General features: G+C 71.0%; 18 protein-coding genes. 6 read left to right on the top strand and 12 right to left on the bottom strand.

What is annotated here, in order from left to right; all coding sequences use genetic code 11:
• Nucleotides 1-37: 37 nt before the first annotated feature.
• Genes C516_RS0102035 through hemB form a run of 3 tightly spaced genes read right to left on the bottom strand, consistent with a single transcriptional unit; the run spans nucleotide 38 to nucleotide 3134 of the window.
• Nucleotides 38-1267 (bottom strand): cation:proton antiporter, encoded by a 1230-nt coding sequence (locus C516_RS0102035; RefSeq protein ID WP_018716690.1) that lies wholly within the window; start codon nucleotides 1265-1267, stop codon nucleotides 38-40.
• Nucleotides 1264-2106: a shikimate dehydrogenase gene (gene aroE, locus C516_RS0102030; protein ID WP_040409088.1), complete on the bottom strand. Its 843-nt coding sequence runs from the start codon at nucleotides 2104-2106 to the stop codon at nucleotides 1264-1266. The genes C516_RS0102035 and aroE overlap by 4 nt, the downstream gene beginning before the upstream one ends.
• Before the next feature lie 5 nt (nucleotides 2107-2111).
• Entirely contained in the window at nucleotides 2112-3134 is a 1023-nt protein-coding gene (gene hemB, locus C516_RS0102025) for a porphobilinogen synthase (RefSeq protein WP_018716688.1), read from the bottom strand.
• Nucleotides 3135-3311: 177 nt separating this feature from the next.
• Between hemB and C516_RS0102020 the strand changes: the two genes are divergently transcribed.
• Nucleotides 3312-3986, top strand: a complete 675-nt coding sequence (locus C516_RS0102020; RefSeq protein WP_018716687.1) for a TVP38/TMEM64 family protein — start codon at nucleotides 3312-3314, stop codon at nucleotides 3984-3986.
• Nucleotides 3986-5401 carry a dihydrolipoyl dehydrogenase family protein gene (locus tag C516_RS0102015; RefSeq protein ID WP_018716686.1) on the top strand — a complete coding sequence of 472 codons (1416 nt, stop codon included), beginning with the start codon at nucleotides 3986-3988 and terminating at the stop codon, nucleotides 5399-5401. The genes C516_RS0102020 and C516_RS0102015 overlap by 1 nt, the downstream gene beginning before the upstream one ends.
• Here C516_RS0102015 and tsaD read toward each other — a convergent pair.
• Nucleotides 5349-6422 (bottom strand): tRNA (adenosine(37)-N6)-threonylcarbamoyltransferase complex transferase subunit TsaD, encoded by a 1074-nt coding sequence (tsaD, locus tag C516_RS18245; RefSeq protein ID WP_018716685.1) that lies wholly within the window; start codon nucleotides 6420-6422, stop codon nucleotides 5349-5351. The genes C516_RS0102015 and tsaD overlap by 53 nt on opposite strands.
• 155 nt (nucleotides 6423-6577) lie before the next feature.
• Here tsaD and rpsU point away from each other — a divergent pair, with 155 nt between their 5' ends.
• The 4 genes from rpsU to rpoD all read left to right on the top strand — a co-directional run bounded on the left by rpsU (nucleotide 6578) and on the right by rpoD (nucleotide 11190).
• Nucleotides 6578-6790: a 30S ribosomal protein S21 gene (gene rpsU, locus C516_RS0102005; RefSeq protein ID WP_018716684.1), complete on the top strand. Its 213-nt coding sequence runs from the start codon at nucleotides 6578-6580 to the stop codon at nucleotides 6788-6790.
• Nucleotides 6791-6809: 19 nt separating this feature from the next.
• Nucleotides 6810-7259 (top strand): GatB/YqeY domain-containing protein, encoded by a 450-nt coding sequence (locus C516_RS0102000; RefSeq protein WP_018716683.1) that lies wholly within the window; start codon nucleotides 6810-6812, stop codon nucleotides 7257-7259.
• A gap of 252 nt (nucleotides 7260-7511) precedes the next feature.
• Nucleotides 7512-9251: a DNA primase gene (gene dnaG, locus C516_RS0101995; protein WP_018716682.1), complete on the top strand. Its 1740-nt coding sequence runs from the start codon at nucleotides 7512-7514 to the stop codon at nucleotides 9249-9251.
• Nucleotides 9252-9366: 115 nt separating this feature from the next.
• Entirely contained in the window at nucleotides 9367-11190 is a 1824-nt protein-coding gene (rpoD, locus tag C516_RS0101990; RefSeq protein WP_018716681.1) for an RNA polymerase sigma factor RpoD, read from the top strand.
• A 63-nt stretch (nucleotides 11191-11253) separates the two neighbouring features.
• On the opposite strand, the gene C516_RS18240 is transcribed toward rpoD, so the two are convergent.
• From C516_RS18240 to C516_RS0101950, 8 genes are all read right to left on the bottom strand, one after another.
• Nucleotides 11254-11520, bottom strand: coding sequence for a 2Fe-2S iron-sulfur cluster-binding protein (locus tag C516_RS18240; protein ID WP_018716680.1), 267 nt, complete (start codon nucleotides 11518-11520; stop codon nucleotides 11254-11256).
• On the bottom strand, nucleotides 11517-12659 hold the full coding sequence (locus C516_RS0101980; RefSeq protein WP_018716679.1) for an NAD(P)/FAD-dependent oxidoreductase: 1143 nt from the start codon (nucleotides 12657-12659) through the stop codon (nucleotides 11517-11519). Before C516_RS0101980 ends, C516_RS18240 begins: the two co-directional genes overlap by 4 nt.
• Complete coding sequence (locus C516_RS0101975; protein WP_018716678.1) at nucleotides 12649-13929, bottom strand: FAD-dependent oxidoreductase; 1281 nt, start codon at nucleotides 13927-13929, stop codon at nucleotides 12649-12651. Before C516_RS0101975 ends, C516_RS0101980 begins: the two co-directional genes overlap by 11 nt.
• Nucleotides 13926-14648, bottom strand: coding sequence for an ABC transporter ATP-binding protein (locus tag C516_RS0101970; protein WP_018716677.1), 723 nt, complete (start codon nucleotides 14646-14648; stop codon nucleotides 13926-13928). The genes C516_RS0101975 and C516_RS0101970 overlap by 4 nt, the downstream gene beginning before the upstream one ends.
• Nucleotides 14645-15424: an ABC transporter ATP-binding protein gene (locus tag C516_RS0101965; RefSeq protein WP_018716676.1), complete on the bottom strand. Its 780-nt coding sequence runs from the start codon at nucleotides 15422-15424 to the stop codon at nucleotides 14645-14647. The genes C516_RS0101970 and C516_RS0101965 overlap by 4 nt, the downstream gene beginning before the upstream one ends.
• A gap of 10 nt (nucleotides 15425-15434) precedes the next feature.
• On the bottom strand, nucleotides 15435-16415 hold the full coding sequence (locus C516_RS0101960; protein WP_018716675.1) for a branched-chain amino acid ABC transporter permease: 981 nt from the start codon (nucleotides 16413-16415) through the stop codon (nucleotides 15435-15437).
• Between the two features lie 2 nt (nucleotides 16416-16417).
• On the bottom strand, nucleotides 16418-17332 hold the full coding sequence (locus C516_RS0101955; RefSeq protein WP_018716674.1) for a branched-chain amino acid ABC transporter permease: 915 nt from the start codon (nucleotides 17330-17332) through the stop codon (nucleotides 16418-16420).
• A 72-nt stretch (nucleotides 17333-17404) separates the two neighbouring features.
• Complete coding sequence (locus C516_RS0101950) at nucleotides 17405-18523, bottom strand: branched-chain amino acid ABC transporter substrate-binding protein (RefSeq protein WP_018716673.1); 1119 nt, start codon at nucleotides 18521-18523, stop codon at nucleotides 17405-17407.
• Nucleotides 18524-18719 lie beyond the last annotated feature (196 nt).

Below are 18719 nucleotides of genomic sequence, written 5' to 3'. Positions count from 1 at the left end.
GCGGAGCCCGGTCCTCATCATGCGCCGCCGGGGCCGGCTATGCCCGGCTGTCGCGCCGCCGTGCCAGCATCCGCCCGAGCAGTGGCGGCGTGACCACGCAGGTCACGAGACTGACCACGGCCATGGCGCCGTAGAGGTGATCGCTGATCGCCCACGGGCCGAGGGCGTGGGCCTGGTGGATGACGACCATGGCGATCTCCGCGCGGGGCACCATGCTCACGGCGAGCAGCCGCGCGGAGTCGCGGTCCGTGGTCAGCCGGGCGGCGAGGTAGGGGCCTGCGAGCTTGCCCGCCGCGGCGGCGACGACCAGCACGGCGCCGATGCCCAGGGCGGGCAGGAGCAGAGTCGGGTTGAACTTCAGCCCGATGCCGATGAAGAAATACGGGGTGAGGAAGTCGTACAGCGCGTGGTAGGTGTTCTGCGACTGCACCCGCTCGGGGAAGGCGCTGAACACCAGGCCGGCGAACAGCGCGCCGATCGCCAGCGAGAAGCCGAGCACACCGGCCACGGCGGCGATCGCCGAGCCCACGCCGACCACCGTGAGCAGCCGCTCCGGCGGATTCTCCCAGCGTTGCAGGAACTGGTGCAGGGCCGGCTCGGCGAAGCGCGCGAACAGCCAGCACAGCACGGCGAAGCCGGCGAAGCGGACCGCCAGGCCGCCGGCGGCGCTCGCCAGCGACCCCCAGAGCGCACCGTTGCCGGACTGCAGCACCGGCAGCACGGCGAACAGCACCGCCATCAGCATGACCCCGGAGATGTCGTCGAGCTCGGCGACGTCCACCGTGAGTGAGCCGGCCTCCCCGTCCAGGGCGTCGGCGTCCTGCCACACGGGCATCACCACGCCGATGCTGGTGGCGGTGAGCGCCACGCCGATGATCAGCGACGGGATCAGCGCGAGCCCGAGGAGCCAGTGCGCGGTGGCGAAGCCGATCAGCCCGGAGACGGTCACGTCGCCGACCCAGACCACGCTCGCGCCGGGGAGTTTGGCGAGCAGGGTGCGGGGGTCGAGCCCGAGGCCGACCCGGAAGAGCAGGGCCACCAGGCCCAGGTTGGCGAGCAGGTCGAAGCCCTCGATTACCGGGTCGGAGAGCACCGGCAGGCCCTGGTCGACGCTGCTGATCGCGACGCCGAGCAGGAGATAGCCCACCAGCGGCGGCAGGCCGAGGCGTTCGCAGCCGGCGCGCAGGCCCATGGCGGCGGCGGTGGCCACGCCGATGAGCAGGACCAGCAGGGCGTTGAGGTCCGCGGCCTGGAGCGCCTCGCTCATGCGCCGCGCAGTGCCTCTATCACCGGTGCGGTGCGGGGTCGGTGGCCGCGCCAGAGGAAGAACGACTCAGCGGCCTGCTCGACGAGCATGCCGAGCCCGTCCGCGGCGACGGCGGCGCCGTGGGTCCGCGCCCAGCGCACGAAGGCCGTGAGCTCGTCGGCATAGACCATGTCGTAGCAGCACGCCCCGGGGGCGAGCAGGGTGTCCGGCAGCGGCGGCAGCTCACCGGTCAGCCCGGCGGAGGTGGCATTGATGACCACGTCGAAACGCATCTCCGCGAGGGTCTCGTAGCCGCTGCCGGTGACGGTGCCGAGGTCCGCGAAGGCGGCCGCGAGCTCGCGCGCGCGCTCCGCCGTGCGGTTGGCGACGTGGACCGACGCGGGGGCCTCCTCGAGGAGCGAGGGCAGGGCACCGCGGGCGGCACCGCCGGCGCCCAGGATCAGCACCCGGGCGCCGGCGAGGGTCACGCCGTGGTTGTCGCGCAGGTCCCGGACCAGGCCGATGCCGTCGGTGTTGTCGCCGTAGAGCCCGGCGTCGCTGATGATCAACGTGTTCACCGCCCGCGCCCGCTCGGCGCGGTCCGAGAGGGTGTCGGCCAGGGCCCAGGCGTCGCCCTTGAAGGGCACGGTCACGTTGAGGCCGGCGCCGCCGGCGGCCTCGAACTCCGCGACCGCCCCGGCGAAGCCGCCCTCGGGCACCAGGATGCGCTCGTAGCGGATGGCCTCGCCGGTCTGCTCGGCGAAGCGCCGGTGGATCTCCGGCGAGCGCGAATGGGCGATGGGGTTGCCCATCACGGCGTAGCGGTCCACCCGCGCCTCCCCTCCTGTCGCCTCGGCCATGGGCGTCAGACCTCGCGGTCGTTGAGCCAGGCCGCCACGTCGCGGGCGAAATAGGTGAGGATGCCGTCGGCGCCGGCGCGCTTGAAGGCGGTCAGCGCCTCCAGGGCGCAGGCGCGACCGTCGAGCCAGCCGTTGGCCTCGGCGGCGCGGAGCATGGCGTACTCGCCGCTCACCTGGTAGGCGAAGGTGGGCACGCCGAGCTGGTGCTTCACCCGGTGGATGACGTCCAGGTAGGGCATGCCGGGCTTGACCATCACCATGTCGGCGCCCTCGTCCATGTCCTGGGCGACCTCGCGCAGGGCCTCGTCGCTGTTGCCCGGGTCCATCTGGTAGGTCTTCTTGTCCGCCTGGCCGAGGCTGGCCGCGGAGCCCACGGCGTCCCGGAAGGGGCCGTAGAAGCTGGAGGCGTACTTCGCGGAGTAGGCCATGATCCGCGTGAGGGTGTGGCCGTCGTCCTCCAGGGCCTCGCGGATCGCGCCGATGCGCCCGTCCATCATGTCCGAGGGGGCGATCACGTCCGCGCCGGCCTCGGCGTGGGAGCGAGCCTGGCGGACCAGCACCTCGACCGTCTCGTCGTTCATCACGTAGCCGCTGTCGTCGAGCAGCCCGTCCTGGCCGTGGCTGGTGAACGGGTCCAGGGCGCCATCGGTGATCACGCCGAGCTCCGGGACCGCCTCCTTGAGCGCGCGCACCGTGCGCTGGACCAGCCCGTCCGGGTTCCACGCCTCGGCGGCGTCCAGGCTCTTGCGCTCCGGCGGCGTGACCGGGAACAGCGCCACCGCCGGCACGCCCAGCGCGGCCAGCCGTTCCGCCTCGGCCACCAGCAGGTCGATGCTCTGGCGCTCGATGCCGGGCATCGACGGTACCGCCTCGCGGCGGTTGTCGCCGTCTAGGACGAAGACCGGGTAGATGAGGTCGTCCACGGTCAGGGTGTGCTCGCGCATCAGCCGCCGCGAGAAGGCATCGGCGCGCATGCGCCGCATGCGGGTGCGGGGGAAGCGGCCGGTCGAGATGTGGTCGAGGGACAAGGGGCACCTCCGGTGTGGGCGCGTCTGATGTGGGGCGCGCATGAACTTTGCATCGAATCATTATGCCGATTTATCACGTCCGCCCCCAAGGGCGGGTAGCGGGGATTACGGATGGCGCCGGCGCGGGCGGGCGGGCAGACTGCGGGCATCCGCCATTCGATCCTGCCGGGAGGGGGCTTGAACGCGAGAAACACCGCCAGGGCACTGCTGCTGCTCGGGATGCTCGCCGCCGTAGCGGTTGCGCTGTGGTACCGCGATGCGTTCACGGTGGCGGCCCTGCGCGCGCGCCTGGACGACTTCGGGGCCTGGGCGCCGCTGGCGTTCATGGTGCTGTATGCGGCGGCGACGGTGCTCTTCCTGCCCGGGCTGGTGTTCACCCTGGCGGCCGGGGTCCTTTTCGGGCCATGGGCGGGCACGCTCTACGCCCTGCTCGGTGCCACCACCGGGGCGAGCATCGCCTTTCTCGTCGCCCGTTACCTCGCCGCGGACTGGGTGGCCCGGCGCACCGGCGGACGGCTGCGCCGACTGGTCGACGGGGTGGAGGCAGAGGGCTGGCGCTTCGTCGCCTTCACCCGGCTGGTGCCGCTCATCCCCTTCAACCTGCTCAACTACGCGCTCGGGGTGACCCGCATCCCGCTGGCGCACTTCGTGCTGGCCAGCCTGGTGTTCATGGCCCCGGGGGCTTTCGCCTATGCCTGGGTGGGGCATGCCGGGGCCGCCGCCATCGCCGGTGGGCGCGGTGCCGTGCAGGCGGTGCTGATCGCGCTGGGGGTGTTCGCCGCGGTGGCGTTCCTGCCCCGGCTGGTGAGACGCTACCGTTCTCAGCCAGCGGCGGACAGGGACGGCGCGTGATGCGGGATCTGGTGGTCATCGGCGGGGGCGTCGGCGGCCTGGTGACGGCGAGCGTCGCCGGCCAGCTCGGCCTCGACGTGGTGCTGGTGGAGCGCAGCGCGCGACTCGGCGGCGACTGCCTGCACCACGGCTGCGTGCCGAGCAAGACCCTGCTGCGCTCCGCCCAGGTCGCCCACCTGATGCGCCGGGCCCCCGACTTCGGTCTGCCCGCGACGGCGCGGCCGGCGGTCTTCGCCGACGTGCGCCGCCGGGTGCATGAGGTCATCGACACGATCCAGGCCCACGACGACCCGGAGCGCTTCCGCGGCTATGGCGTGGACGTCCTCTTCGGCGAGGCCCGGTTCACCGCGCCGGACGAGGTGAGCGTCAAGGGCGAGCGTATCCGTGCCCGGCGGTTCGTCATCGCCACGGGCTCGCGCCCGGCGGTGCCGGCGGTGCCCGGCCTCGCCGAGGCGGGGTACCTCACCAACGAGGACGTGTTCGACCTGGACGGGCTGCCGGAGCGCCTCGCGGTGGTCGGCGCCGGCCCGGTGGGTGTGGAGCTGGCCCAGGCCTTCGCGCGGCTGGGCTCGGCAGTGACCGTCATCGAGGCCGCCGGCGAGATCCTGCCGCGGGAGGAGCCGGCGGTCGCCGGCGAGCTCCGCGAGGCGCTGGAGGCCGAGGGGGTGCGCTTCCGTCTCGGGGCGAGGCTGGAGCGCGTCGAGCGCGAGCCCGGCGGACTGACGCTGCAGGTCCACCAGGGCACCGAGCACCTGCCGGTGGTGGCGGACCGCATCCTCGTCGCCGTGGGGCGCGAGGCCAACGCCGGGGGGCTCGGCCTGGAGGCCGCCGGTGTCGAGCACGGACCCGCCGGGATCCGCGTGGACGCGCGCATGCGCACCTCGCGGCGCCATATCTTCGCCTGCGGCGACGTCACCGGGTTGTATCCGTTCACCCACATGGCCGAGTACCAGGCCGGCATCGTGATCGCCAACGCGGTGTTCCGCTGGCCGAAGCGCGCGGACTACCGGGTGGTGCCGCGGGTGACCTACACGGACCCGGAGCTGGCCGCGGTGGGCCTGTCCGAGACCGAGGCACACGCCCGTTACCCGGACGCGCGCGTACTGACCTACCGGTTCACGGCGGTGGACCGGGCGCTGATCGATGGCGTCCCGGCCGGCGGCATCCGGCTGGTGGTGCGGCGTGGGCGCATCCTGGGGGCGACGCTGCTCGGGCCCCATGCCGGCGAGCTGCTCCACGAGATCGTGCTCGCCATGCAGGCCGGCGTCCGCCTGGACCGCCTCTCCAGCGCCGTCCACGCCTATCCGACGCTGGCACAGATTCACCGGCGGGCGGCGAACACCGCCTATTCCGGACGGCTGTTCAGCCCCGGGACCCGGCGCCTGGTGCGCTGGCTCCAGCGGCTGGTGCCGTAACCGCGTCCCCGGGAGGGGCAAGTGATTCGAGGTCCCAGCGCGGCGCGATGTCGAACGCGTCGTCCCGGCTGCCCTCGCCGGGCAGCCGCAGGCAGCCGGCATGGGCGACCATGGCGCCGTTGTCGGTGCAGAACTCGATGCGCGGGTAATGCACGCGGGCGTCGCGGCGCCGGGCGACCTCCGCCAGGCGTTCGCGCAGCGCCGCGTTGGCGCCGACGCCGCCGGCCACCACCAGCCGGCGTACGCCGGTCTCGTCCAGCGCCCGGCGGCACTTGATCGCCAGGGTGTCGATCACCGCGTCCTGGAAGGCGCGGGCGATGTCGGCGACGGTCTGCGGGGCGTCGCCCTCGCGCCGGGCGGTGTTGAGGGTGTGGGTCTTGAGCCCGCTGAAACTGAAGTCGAGCCCCGGGCGGTCGGTCATGGGCCGGGGGAATCTGAAGCGCCCGGGGTCGCCGTCGCGGGCCGCGCGCTCCACGGCCGGGCCGCCCGGGTAGCCGAGGCCGAGGAGCTTGGCGGTCTTGTCGAAGGCCTCGCCGGCGGCGTCGTCCAGGCTCTCGCCGAGCAGCCGGTAGCGGCCGACGCCGGCCACCTGCACCAGCATGGTGTGGCCGCCGGAGACCAGCAGGGCGACGAACGGGAAGGCCGGCGGGTCCGCCTCCAGCAGCGGCGCGAGCAGGTGCGCCTCCATGTGGTGGACGCCCACTGCGGGGATGTCCAGGGCGAAGGCCATGGCCCTCGCCGTCGCAGCGCCCACGAGCAGTGCGCCGGCCAAGCCGGGGCCGCGGGTATAGGCGATACCGTCGAGGGCGGTGCGCGGGGTCTGCGCCCGCTCCAGGGCCTCCCGGATGAGCGGCGCGAGCTTGCGCACGTGATCCCGGGAGGCCAGCTCGGGGACCACCCCGCCGTAACGGGCGTGGGTCTCGATCTGACTGTGCAGGCAGTGCGCGAGCAGCCCGCGGGCGCTGTCGTGGACGGCGACGCCGGTTTCGTCGCAGGAGGTCTCGATGCCGAGTACGCGCATGGCGGGGCGGTTCCGACAGATGGCCCGGCGCAACGGCCGGATTTTGCATTTACCCGGGGGCGCGTATACACTTACGCGCCTCGGCGAGCGCCGAATACCCGGCGTGAGGCCATACATTCTATCGTGAAAACCGATTCCTGGAAGGTGATCAGTACATGCCGCACGTAAAGGTTCGCGAGAACGAGCCCTTCGAGGTTGCTCTGCGTCGTTTCAAGCGCTCCTGCGAGAAGGCCGGTGTCCTCTCCGAGATCCGCCGGCGCGAGTCCTACGAGAAGCCGACGCAGGTGCGCAAGCGCAAGCAGGCCGCGGCGGTCAAGCGCCACATGAAGCGGATCCAGCGTGAGCAGCGCCGGATGCGGATGTACTAGCTCCGCGGAGACGCACTACGTGAGCGCCATCAAGACCGCGATCACCGATGCCGTCAAGCAGGCCATGCGCGCGGGCGACAAGCCCCGCGTCTCGGCACTGCGGATGGTGACCGCGGCGATCAAACAGCAGGAGGTCGACAGCCGGGCCGAGCTCTCGGATGCCGAGGTCCTGCAGGTGCTCTCGAAGATGGTCAAGCAGCGGCGTGAGGCCCTCGAGCAGTACGAGCAGGCTGGCCGCGACGACCTGGCCGCGAAGGAACGCAGCGAGCTCGAGATTATTGCCGAGTTCCTGCCCCAGCCGCTGTCGGACGCGGAGCTCGACGGGATGGTGGATGCCGCCATCGCCGAGACCGGTGCATCGGACGTCCGGTCGATGGGGCAGGTCATGGGCGTGCTCAAGCCCAGGGTTCAGGGCCGTGCCGACATGGGCGCGGTCAGTGCCCGGGTGAAGGCACGCCTTTCCGGTTAGGGCCATCACCGGTTCCCGCGCGCGCCGCGCCGCTGCCCGGGACCGGGGTGGGGCGCGAGTCCCAGGGTTCGTTCCGCTTCCATTCTTCCGTACGCCGGCGTGGCGGGTCCACGCGGTGCGCCCGCCCCGCGGGTTCGGGAGAATGGCCGGCGGGACGGTGCGGGCGTGAATCGACCACCGGCCCTGGCCGTTTCCGCGGCGGGCATCGGCCGATGATCGCCGAACGCCGCATCGGGCGGCGCGGAGGGCGCGATGGCCGGTCGCATACCCGACCAGTTCATTGACGAGTTGCTCGCGCGCGTCGACATCGTCGACGTGGTGGGCGAGCGCGTCCAGTTGAAGCGTGCCGGCGCGAATCACCACGCCCTCTGCCCGTTCCACAGCGAGAAGACCCCGTCCTTCACCGTCAGCCAGAGCAAGCAGTTCTACCACTGCTTTGGCTGTGGTGCGCACGGCACCGCCATCCGCTTCCTCATGGAGTACGACCGGATGGACTTCCGCGAGGCCGTGGCCTCGCTGGCCCAGATGGCGGGCATGGAGCTGCCGGAGTCGGCCCGCGAGGGTCCCGTGGAGAGCCACGAGCCGCTCTACCGCGTGCTTGAGCGGGCCGGCGAGTGCTACCGGCGGTGGCTGCGCCGTCATCCCGATCGCGACCGCGCCGTCGACTACCTCCGCCGCCGCGGTCTGAGCGGCGAGATCGCGGCGCGCTACGCGCTGGGCTTCGCACCGCCGGGCTGGGACAACCTCCTGCGCGAGCTCGGCGAGCGGGACAACCTTGCCCGGGCCGGGCTGCTGGTCGAGCGCGAGGGCGGCCGGGGGTACGACCGCTTCCGCGACCGCATCATGTTCCCCATCCGCGACCGCCGCGGCCGCATCATCGGCTTCGGCGGGCGGGTACTCGGCGACGGCGAGCCCAAGTACCTCAATTCCCCGGAGACCCCGGTCTTCCACAAGGGGCAGGGCCTGTACGGGCTCTACGAGGCGCTGGAGGCGGACCGCCACCCGCCGGACATCGTGGTGGTGGAGGGCTACATGGACGTGGTCGCGCTGGCCCAGTTCGGCATCACCCGCGCGGTGGCCACCCTGGGCACGTCCACCGGCACCCGCCAGGTGGAGCGGCTGTTCCGGGTCACCGGCGACCTGGTGTTCTGCTTCGACGGCGACGAGGCCGGGCGTCAGGCGGCCTGGCGGGCGCTGGAGTCGAGCCTGCCGGCGCTGCGCGAGGGTCGCCAGGTGCGGTTCCTGTTCCTGCCCGAGGGCGAGGACCCGGACAGCCTCGTGCGCCGCGACGGCCCGGAGGGCTTCGAGCGGCTGCTCGCCGATGCGGCGCCGCTGTCGGACTGGCTGTTCGAGCGGCTCACCGCCGAGGTCGACCTCGCCAGCATGGACGGCCGGGCGAGGCTGGTGGAGCGGGCCATTCCGTTGATACGGCGCCTGCCGCCGGATGTCTACCGGCGCATGATCGTCGATCGGCTCGCCGGCCTGGCGCGGCTGGAGCACGATTACCTGGAGGCGGTGATCGAGGGCCGGGAGTCGGCGCCGTCACGGACACCGTCGCGCCCGGCGCGGAGCACGCCGGAGGAGCCGGCGGTGCGGCGCACGCCGGTGCGTCTGGCGGTGGCGCTGCTGCTCCAGCGTCCGGCGCTCGGGGCCGGCGTGAGCGAGACGGATGCGGCGCTCGCCGACAGCGACCTCCCGGGGGCGCCGCTGCTCGCACAGCTGCTTGAAATCACGCGGGATGAACCGCACATCACCACAGGCGCGCTGCTGGAGCGTTTCCGCGACTCGGAGCACGAGGCGGCGCTCTGGCGGCTGGCGACGTGGGATCACCTGGTCCCGGAGGACGGCCTGGCGCAGGAGTTCGCCGATGCGCTCGGCCGGATCCGGGCATTGAGGAACGACAAGCGCCTGCAATACTTGAACGAGAGGTTGCAGAGCGGCGATCTGACCCGGGACGAATGGAACGAGTGGGTCGCGCTCAAACGCGGCTGACAGCAGCGGAGGCGGCAGACAGTTGTTATCCCGGCAATTCGGGCTATAATGCCCGGTTCAGTCGCGCTCGCAGCCGCTACCCCATATTCATCAAGCTGACATCAATTTACGAAATATGGCAAGCCAGGACCAGCAGTCACAGATTCGAGAGCTCATCGCCCGGGGCAAGGAGCAGGGGTTCCTGACCTATGCCGAGGTCAACGACCACCTGCCCGACGATATCGTCGACCCGGAGCAGATCGAGGATATCATCGGCATGATCAACGACATGGGCATCACTGTCCATGAGCAGGCGCCGGATAGCGATGAGCTGCTGCTGAGCGACACCGCGGTCACCACGGACGAGGACGAGGCCGAGGAAGCGGCGGCGGCGCTCGCGTCGGTGGACGCGGAGTTCGGGCGGACCACCGATCCGGTGCGCATGTACATGCGCGAGATGGGCACGGTGGAGCTGCTCACCCGCGAGGGCGAGATCATGCTCGCCAAGCGGATCGAGGAGGGGCTCGACCAGGTCCTGCGCGCCATCGCCTACTACCCGGAGTCCGCACGCAGCCTGGTGGGGCTCTACGAGGCCGTGCAGGCCGGCGAGGTGCGGCTCTCGGACGTGATCGGCGGCTTCCGCGACAACCCCGATGGCGAGGACTCGGCGGGCGCGGAGTCCGCGTCCTCCGCCTCCGCGGACAGCGACGAGGATGACGACGAGGAGGCCAGCGCCGGCGACAACGGGCCCGACCCGGAGCGTGCCGCGCAGATCTTCAACCGCATCTATGAGCTGCACCAGGAGCTCATGGAGTGCCTGGACGCCGGCAACCGCGAGAACCCGCGGGTGGACGAGATCCGCGAGGAGCTGGCGACGCTGTTCCTGTCGGTGAAGTTCGTGCCCAAGGTCGTCGAGCGCCTTGCCGACAACCTGCGCAAGACCGTCGAGCGCATCCGCGGCAAGGAGCGCGAGGTCATGCGCGTGGCGGTCAAGCGCGCCGGCATGCCGCGCAAGCAGTTCATCAAGAGCTTCCCCGGCCGCGAGACGGACATGGGCTGGGTGGACGAGGAGATCGCCGCCGGCAAGGCGCACTCGGACAAGCTCGCCGATCACCGCGACGCGCTGATCGAGGCGCAGTACGCGCTGGCGACGATCCGCGAGAACACCGGCCTGCCCATCGCGGAGATCAAGGAGATCAACCGCCGGATGTCCATCGGCGAGGCCAAGGCCCGCCGGGCGAAGAAGGAGATGGTCGAGGCCAACCTGCGCCTGGTGATCTCCATCGCCAAGAAGTACACGAACCGCGGCCTGCAGTTCCTGGACCTCATCCAGGAGGGCAACATCGGCCTGATGAAGGCCGTGGACAAGTTCGAGTACCGGCGCGGCTACAAGTTCTCGACCTACGCCACCTGGTGGATCCGTCAGGCCATCACCCGCTCCATCGCGGACCAGGCCCGGACCATCCGCATCCCGGTGCACATGATCGAGACCATCAACAAGCTCAACCGCGTCTCGCGGCAGATGCTCCAGGAGATGGGCCGCGAGCCGCAGCCCGAGGAGCTCGCCGAGCGCATGGAGATGCCGGAGGACAAGGTCCGCAAGGTGCTCAAGATCGCCAAGGAGCCGATCTCCATGGAGACGCCCATCGGTGACGACGAGGACTCGCACCTGGGCGATTTCATCGAGGACATCAACGTGATGTCGCCGGTGGACTCGGCCACCCGCGAGGGCCTGAAGGAGTCGGTGCGCGGCGTGCTCGGCGGCCTGACGCCCCGCGAGGCCAAGGTCCTGCGCATGCGTTTCGGCATCGACATGAACACCGACCACACCCTCGAGGAGGTCGGCAAGCAGTTCGACGTCACCCGCGAGCGCATCCGCCAGATCGAGGCCAAGGCCCTGCGCAAGCTCCGCCACCCGACCCGCTCGGAGTCGCTGCGCAGCTTCCTCGACGAGCAGTAACGCCCCACTCCCGCGGCGGCCTTCCCGGAGGCCGCCGCGCGGCGTTCCGGCCCCGTGCCCGGCCTATGCCCGCCCGCCGGTCTCCGGCGTCTCTACCGTATCCCCGTCTCGCGGCGTATACAGACAGGCGACCTCGCTGGTGCCGTTTACCCGTACCCGGCAGCGCTGGCACTGGCCGATCGCGCAGAAGAAGTCCGGGGCCCCGTCCGCCGTGGCGAGCAGACCGGCCAGCAGGCTGCGCCCCGCGGGCAGGTGCCTGAGGGCGCCGTCGACCGTGACCTCGATCGCCGTCTCCGGGGTGTCGATGAACCGGAACCCTCGCTCGCTCATACCGTGAAACGCTCCGGGTGCAGTGCCCCGTCGTAGGGGTGGGTGACGCCGGCGGCGATGAGGTCCGCCACCAGCTCGCCGGTGACCGGCGCGAGGCCGTGGCCCGCACCCTCGTGGCCGGTGGCCACCACGATCCGGCCGTCCGGGTCCACCGGGCCGATGATCGGCAGCCCGTCGGGCGAGAACGGTCGCAGCCCGGCATAGGCGCGGAGCACCCGGAGGCGGGCGAGGTCCGGCACGATGCCGATGCAGTCCGCCATCACCCGCCGCAGGGTGTCGGTGCTGACGCTGCGGTCGAAGCCGGCGAACTCCCGGGAGCTGCCGCAGAGGATGGTGCCGCTGCGCGTGGACTCGATGATTGCCGCCGTCTGCACCGCGGCGTCGTCGCCGCTGGTGTCCTCGGCGGTGGCGTTGTAGCCGAAATCCGCGATCTTGGAGTTGACCTCGACGTCACCGCGCTCGAGCACGCAGATATGGCCCTTGCGCGGGCGCACCGGGACCGACAGCCCCAGGGGCTCGAGGAGCTCGTTGCTCCACACGCCGGTGGCGAGGACCACGTGCCCCGCGCTCCAGGTGTCGCCGTTGGCGAAGCGGACGGTCACGGCGTCGGCGCCGGGTTCCAGCGCGGTGATCTCGTCGTAGAAGCGGTAGGGCACGTTCGCCTCGCTGAGGCTGCGCGCGATCTGGTAGCAGGCGAGCATGGGCTGGACCTGCGCATCCCGCGGCCAGTGGCCGATGGCGCTGGTGTCCGGTCCCAGGTGCGGCTCGTAGCGCTCCCAGCCGGCATCGACGAACTCGCAGGTCACCCCTGCCGTCTGGTGGCCGGCCACGTGCTCCGCGAGCGCCTCGGCCTGGTCCGCGCCGCGGGCGACCACGGTAGAGCCCTTGGGGTCGTACTCGCAGTGGTTGCCGTGGCGCGCGGCGAAGTCCGACCACAGCACGAGGCTGCGCTCGGAGAGGGTGAGCATCACGCCGCCGGACTTGTCCGAGGACAGCAGGTTGCCGTCGCTGCTGCGCGAGGTCCCGGGGGCGAGCCCGCCCCGGTCCGCCACGGCGACGGACAGACCGCGCTCGTGCAGCGCCAGCGCGGTGAAGCTGCCGATGATCCCAGTGCCGATAACGATGCAATCAACCGCCACGGGCGAACTCCCCGGCCCCGACCGGCCGCGTTAGGGTGCGCTGGTTGAGCGCGCTGCGCGGTACCGCCCCGGCCTGCTCGATGGCCCGGCCGACCTGGGGCTCGCAGTAGCGGCCCTGGCAGGGGCCCATGCCGCAGCGGGTCACCACCTTGATGGAGGAGAGGTCCGTCAGACCGAGGGACACGGCCTCGTCGACGCGGGCCAGGGGCACCGACTCGCAGGCGCACACCGTCGCCGCCGCCGGCGGCACCGGTTCCCGGGCGCGCATCCGTGTCTCCAGGGCCTCGCCGAAACGCGCGTACAGCGCCCGCCACCGGAGCAGCCGGCGTGCCCGGCCGGTATCGATGCGTTTGCCGGCGTCGCCGAGCAGCGCCAGCGCGGCGAGCTCGCCGGAGACCCGGGCGTGGCGCCAGCCGCGTACGCCCTGGCCTTCGCCGCAGACGAGCACGTTGGCCACGGAGCTGCGCCCCCACTCGTCCGTCTCGGCGACGAAGTAACCGCCCGGGGCGTGCCAGCGCAGGCGGCAGCCCGCGGTGCGCGGGAGCTGGCTCTGGGCGATGAAGGCGTCAGTCAGCCCGAGGCGGTCGAAGGCGAGGCGCCGGCCATCGTCCAGGCGCAGGCGTCCGTTCTCCACCGCCGCCGCTCCCCGCCCGCGCAGCACGGTGACGCCGTGCCGGGCGAGGGTGGTGCGGTCGCGGGCGAACTCCACCGCGTTGCCCGGGATCGCCGCGCCCGCGGGGGCGAGCCGGGCGTAGTCCCAAAGGCCAAGACGGTCGATCACCGCGGAGACCCGCGCGCCGGCGCGGCACAGGCCGGCGGCGGCGACGTACAGGAACGGCCCGGCACCGGCGACGACGACGTCGCCGGTGGGCACCGCGCCGTGGCCCTTGAGCAGGGCCTGGAGCGCGCCGGCGCTGGTCACCCCCGGTGCCGGCGTGCCCGGGACTGGGGCGTGCAGGTCGTAGGCCCCGCAGGCGAGCACCACGGCGTCGAACCGGGCCTCCCGTACCGCGCCGGTGGCGCCCTCGCGCCAGGTCACCCGGCCGTCGCCGGTCACGCCGAGGACGGCGGCACCGCAGATCAGCGCGTCGCCGAGGCGCTGCTCGAGCGCCGTCGCCGGCGCGTCACGGCGCACGCGGGTGATGTTCCCGCCGCTGCGCGGCTGCTCGTCGAACGCGGTCACCGTCCAGCCGGCGTCGAGCAGCCGCGCAGCGGCGCTCCCGCCGGCCGGGCCGGTGCCGACGATGGCGATGTGGCGGGTCGCGCTCATTCGGCCCCGCCGAGGTAGGCCTGGATGATGCGCTCGTCGGCGCGCAGCTCCTCGCCGCTGCCCTGCATGCGTACCTGCCCGTTCTCCAGCACGTAGCCGTAGTGGGCGAGCCGCAGCGCGAGCCGGGCGTTCTGCTCCACGAGCAGGATGGTCACACCGGTCTCGTTGAGACGTTTGACGATGCGCATGGTATCGGTCACCAGCTTCGGCGCCAGTCCCATGGAGGGCTCGTCGAGGAGCAGCACCTCGGGGCCGTGCATGAGCGCGCGGCCGATGGCGAGCATCTGCTGCTCGCCGCCGGAGAGCAGCGAGGCGTCCTGGTGGCGGCGCTCGGCCATCCGCGGGAACAGCTCGAAGACGTGGGCCATGCGCTCGGCGCGCACGTGGGCGTCACGTACCGTGAATGCGCCGAGCTCCAGGTTCTCCTTCACCGACAGGCCCTTGAGCACGTGCCGGCCCTCCGGCACGTGGACCACGCCCAGCCGGGCGATGGTGTGTGCGGCCAGGGAGGTGATGGGCTTGCCCTGGAGCTGGACCTCGCCGGCCGCGGCGCGCACCAGCCCGGAGATGGTCTTGAGCGTCGTGGTCTTGCCCGCGCCGTTGCTGCCGAGCAGGGCGACGATCTGGCCCTTGCGGACCTCCAGGGTGACGCCGTGCAGGGCCTGGATCTTGCCGTAGAAGGACTCGATATCGCGGACGCTGAGTACGGTCTCGCTCATGTCAGCTCCAGTTCGTCTTCGTCCTGGCCCAGATAGGCCTCGATCACCGCCGGGTCGTTCTGGATGGTCTCGGCGTTGCCCTCGGCGATGATGCGCCCGTGGTCGAGCACGCTGATGTGCTCGGAGACCTCCATGACCAGGCCCATGTCGTGCTCGATGAGCAGCACCGCCACCCCGCGCTCGTCGCGGATGCGGCGGATCAGCCGCACGAGCTCGGTCTTCTCGCTGCTGTTCAGCCCGGCGGCGGGCTCGTCGAGCAGCAACAGCCGGGGCTGTGTGGCCAGGGCGCGGGCGATCTCGACCAGGCGCTGGTGGCCGTAGGCGAGGTTGGTGGCGATGCGGTCGGCCTCGTCGGCGATGCCGACGAACTCGAGGCACTCCTCGCAGATCTCGCGCACCCGGCGTTCCTCCGCGCGCTGGGAGGGCAGGCCGAGGATCGCGGAGAACGCCCCGGCGCGGCTGCGGCAGTGCTGGCCGGCCATCACGTTGTCGAGCACGGACATCTCGCGGAACAGGCGCACGTTCTGGAACGTGCGCGCGATCCCGAGCCTGGTCACGGCATGGGGTTTGCGCTTGAGCAGTTCCTCGCCGCCGAAGGTGATCGAGCCCTGCTGGGGGCGGTAGAAGCCGGTGATGCAGTTGAACAGTGACGTCTTGCCCGCCCCGTTCGGGCCGATGAGGCTCGCCACGCTGTTCTCCTCGACACCGAAGCGGATGTTCTCGAGCACGGTGTTGCCTGCGAAGCGCAGGACCACGTCGTCGAGCTGCAAGAGCATGGTGGTCTCCCTACGAACGCCGTCCCGGCCAGATACCGCTGGGCCGGAAGAGCATGATGAGCAGAAGGATCACGGCGAAGACCAGCAGCCGCAGCGAACCGATGTCGCGCAGCAGCTCGGGGCCGAGGATGACGATGAACGCGCCCAGGATGACCCCGGGGATCTTGCCCATGCCGCCGAGGATCACCGCCATGAGCACCAGCACGGACTGCTGAAAGCTGAAGCTCTGCGGCGAGATCGCCCCGAGGTTGGCCGCGAAGAACACCCCGCCTATGGCGCCGAAGACCGCCCCGGTGATGTAGGCGGCGAGCTTGACGCGCACGCGATTGATGCCCATGGCCTCGGCGGCGTCCTCGTCGTGGCGCACGTACAGCCAGGCCCGGCCCAGGCGCGAGTGCAGCAGCCGCTGTGCGGCGATGACCGCGAGCACCGCGAGGGCCGCGAAGATGTAGTAGTAGGTGGTCGGGCCGGTCAGGGTATAGCCGAACACGCTCGGCGAGGGGATGCCCGTCAGGCCGCTGGCCTGGCCGGTGATCTCCAGGTTGCGCGCGCCGATGCGCACGATCTCCCCGAAGCCCAGGGTGACGATGGCGAGATAGTCGCTGCGCAGCCGCAGCGTCGGTCCGCCGATGATCACCCCCGCGATCGCCGCCGCGCACAGGGCGAAGGGGATCGTCAGCCAGAAGTTGAAGCCGAACTGCTGGGTGAGTATGCCCGTGGTGTAGGCCCCCACCGCGAAGAACGCGGCGTAGCCGAGGTCGAGCAGTCCCGCGAAGCCCACGACCACGTTCAGCCCCAGCGCGAGGATGACGTAGAGGAGGGCGTTGGTGAGGATCACCGTGCCGTAGCGGCCCACGACGGGCGGGGCGAGCAGCAGCAGCGCGATGATCACCGCGTACAGCGCCCAGCGCCGCCGCGGGTCGTCGAAGGCCGCGTACAGGCGCTCGATGGCGCCCGGTGCCGGCCGGGTCGTGACCTTGTTCGTCGCCATGATTACATCCGCTCCACTTCGGACTTGCCGAGAAGCCCCGTGGGTTTGAACACCAGCACCAGGATGAGCACGCCGAAGGTGAACACGTCCTTCCATTCACCGCCGATATGCGGGATCTGGGTGGCGAACGCCTCGAGCAGGCCGAGTATGAGGCCGCCGAGCATGGCGCCGGTGATGCTGCCGATGCCGCCGATGACCGCGGCGGTGAAGGCCTTCAGGCCGATGAGAAAGCCCATGAAGTACCAGATGCGGCCGTACTGCACGCCGGCCATCACGCCGGCCGCTGCCGCCAGTGCCGAGCCGGCGAAGAAGGTCACGGCGATGACGCGCTGGACGTTGATGCCCATCAGCCGGCACATGTCCTTGTCCAGGGAGACGGCGCGCATGGCCTTGCCGTACATCGTGCGCGAGACGAACAGCTCCAGGCCGATCATGAGCACGATCGCGGAGGCCACGAGCACGATCTGGGTGTAGTTGACGAATACCGCCCCGAGCGAGACGCCGCCGAAGCCGAGGTCCGTGCGGAAGGCGGTGACCTGGCCGTCGGTGAGCGCGAGCGCGGCGTTCTGCAGCACGAGGGAGACGGCGAGCGCGGTGATCAGTATGGACAGCCTGGGCGCGGAGAGCATCGGGCGGTAGGCCACCTGCTCGATCACCACGCCGAGGAAGCCCACCGCGATCATGGCGACGAACATCGCCACGAATATCCCCATCCAGCCGGCACCGATGGTGCCCGAGACGAGGGAGAGCGCGCCGAAGCCGACGAACGCGCCGACCATGTAGATATCGCCGTGGGCGAAGTTGAGCAGTTTGATGACGCCGAAGATCATGGTGTAGCCCAGCGCCACCAGGGCATAGAACGACCCCAGCACCAGGCCGTTGACCAGCTGCTGGATGAGTATGTCGGTCAGTGACATGGAAAACGGTCTCCCGGCGGATTCCGGTAGGGGCCGGCGGGGCGGGTGCCCCGCCGGCCGTTGGGGCAACGGTTACTTGGAATGCAGGGTCCAGCCGCCCTGCTCACCCTTGAGGATGATGAAGTTGGAACGCGCCAGCGTGTTCTTGTCCGTGAACGAGATCGGGCCGGTGAGCCAGGCCTCGCCGTCCGCCGAGGCGAGTGCGTCGATCACCGCGTCCGGGTCGGTGGAGCCGGCCTTCTCGATGGCCCAGCCGAGCAGCTTCATGCCGTCGTAGGACAGGGTCGAGTACGGTCCCGGGCTGCGGCCCTTGTACTTGTTGCCGTAGGACTCGATGAACTGCTTCGCCTCGGGGAGGAACTCCGCGATCGGGTTGGAGAAGCAGTACACGCCGTCGGCCGCGCGGCCGGCGATCTCGAAGAGCTTCGGCGAGTTGGAGCCGTCGCCCACCGCGATGATGCCCTGGTAGCCGCCCTGGCGGAGCTGGCGGATGAGCAGGCCGCCGTCGGCGTAGTAGGCGGTCCAGAACACCGCGTCCGCGCCCTCGGAGCGGATCTTGGTCACCAGCGAGCTGAAGCTCTGCTCGCCCTTGCTCACCGTCTCCTGCACGGTGACCTCGAGGCCGGCCTTCTTCCACTCCTTCGCGGTCAGGTTGGCGAGGTCCTGGGAATAGGCGTCGCCCTGGTCGACGATCGCCAGCGTCTTCGCGCCCTGGCTCTTGAAGAAGTCCACCGCCTTGCGCACCTGGTCGTAGCCGGTGGAGTTGATCATGAAGGCGTTGCCCGGGTTCGCCGGGATGAGCTTGGTCGAGTTGGCCGCGGTGATGACGAACGGGATGTTGGCATCGCCGTAGGTCTTCAGCGTCGGCAGGGTGGCGCCGGAGCAGTAGCCGCCGACCACACCGGCGACGTCGGCGGAGGCGAGCTTGCTCGCCGCGTTCACCGACTGCTGCGGGTCACAGGCGGAGTCGCCGACAAGGATCTCCACCTGACGGCCGAGCAGGCCGCCGTCGGCGTTGATCTCGTCGACCGCGATCTGGATCGCGTTCTTCATGTCGACGCCGTAAGTGGCCTCGGAACCGGTGGTGGGCACCTGGACGCCCACGGTGATCGGCTCCTGGGCATGGCCGGCACCGCTCGCGGCCAGCGCGATGGTCGCCGCCGCGGCGAGATGGGTGAGACGTTTGGACATAGTGCTCTCTCCGTTAACGCGTTGTAGAGCCGTTGCAACAGGGGTGGCCTGTCGTGCCACCGCGTAAAGGTCCCCGGTGGCTGTCCGGGGACGCAATCCGGCCGGCGTCCGCACGGCGGTGGCCGCCGGCGCCGGTGTTCACGGGGGTGGGGCTGCCGGAGAGGGCGAGGCGGGGATCGTTTATGATGACCGGGCA

Source organism: Arhodomonas aquaeolei DSM 8974, assembly GCF_000374645.1.
In the GTDB taxonomy this organism is placed as follows: Bacteria; Pseudomonadota; Gammaproteobacteria; order Nitrococcales; family Nitrococcaceae; genus Arhodomonas; species Arhodomonas aquaeolei.
Note: the sequence above shows the minus strand (reverse complement) of the source record. Positions and strands in the feature narration are given on the sequence as shown.

Bases quoted from the DNA above. Each gene is read 5' to 3' on its own strand.
- C516_RS0102035 (WP_018716690.1), bottom strand. From the start codon at position 1,267: ATGAGCGAGGCGCTCCAGGCCGCGGACCTCAACGCCCTGCTGGTCCTG.
- aroE (WP_040409088.1), bottom strand. From the start codon at position 2,106: ATGGCCGAGGCGACAGGAGGGGAGGCGCGGGTGGACCGCTACGCCGTG.
- C516_RS0102015 (WP_018716686.1), top strand. From the start codon at position 3,986: ATGCGGGATCTGGTGGTCATCGGCGGGGGCGTCGGCGGCCTGGTGACG.
- tsaD (WP_018716685.1), bottom strand. From the start codon at position 6,422: ATGCGCGTACTCGGCATCGAGACCTCCTGCGACGAAACCGGCGTCGCC.
- rpsU (WP_018716684.1), top strand. From the start codon at position 6,578: ATGCCGCACGTAAAGGTTCGCGAGAACGAGCCCTTCGAGGTTGCTCTG.
- dnaG (WP_018716682.1), top strand. From the start codon at position 7,512: ATGGCCGGTCGCATACCCGACCAGTTCATTGACGAGTTGCTCGCGCGC.
- rpoD (WP_018716681.1), top strand. From the start codon at position 9,367: ATGGCAAGCCAGGACCAGCAGTCACAGATTCGAGAGCTCATCGCCCGG.
- C516_RS18240 (WP_018716680.1), bottom strand. From the start codon at position 11,520: ATGAGCGAGCGAGGGTTCCGGTTCATCGACACCCCGGAGACGGCGATC.
- C516_RS0101975 (WP_018716678.1), bottom strand. From the start codon at position 13,929: ATGAGCGCGACCCGCCACATCGCCATCGTCGGCACCGGCCCGGCCGGC.
- C516_RS0101970 (WP_018716677.1), bottom strand. From the start codon at position 14,648: ATGAGCGAGACCGTACTCAGCGTCCGCGATATCGAGTCCTTCTACGGC.
- C516_RS0101965 (WP_018716676.1), bottom strand. From the start codon at position 15,424: ATGCTCTTGCAGCTCGACGACGTGGTCCTGCGCTTCGCAGGCAACACC.
- C516_RS0101960 (WP_018716675.1), bottom strand. From the start codon at position 16,415: ATGGCGACGAACAAGGTCACGACCCGGCCGGCACCGGGCGCCATCGAG.
- C516_RS0101955 (WP_018716674.1), bottom strand. From the start codon at position 17,332: ATGTCACTGACCGACATACTCATCCAGCAGCTGGTCAACGGCCTGGTG.
- C516_RS0101950 (WP_018716673.1), bottom strand. From the start codon at position 18,523: ATGTCCAAACGTCTCACCCATCTCGCCGCGGCGGCGACCATCGCGCTG.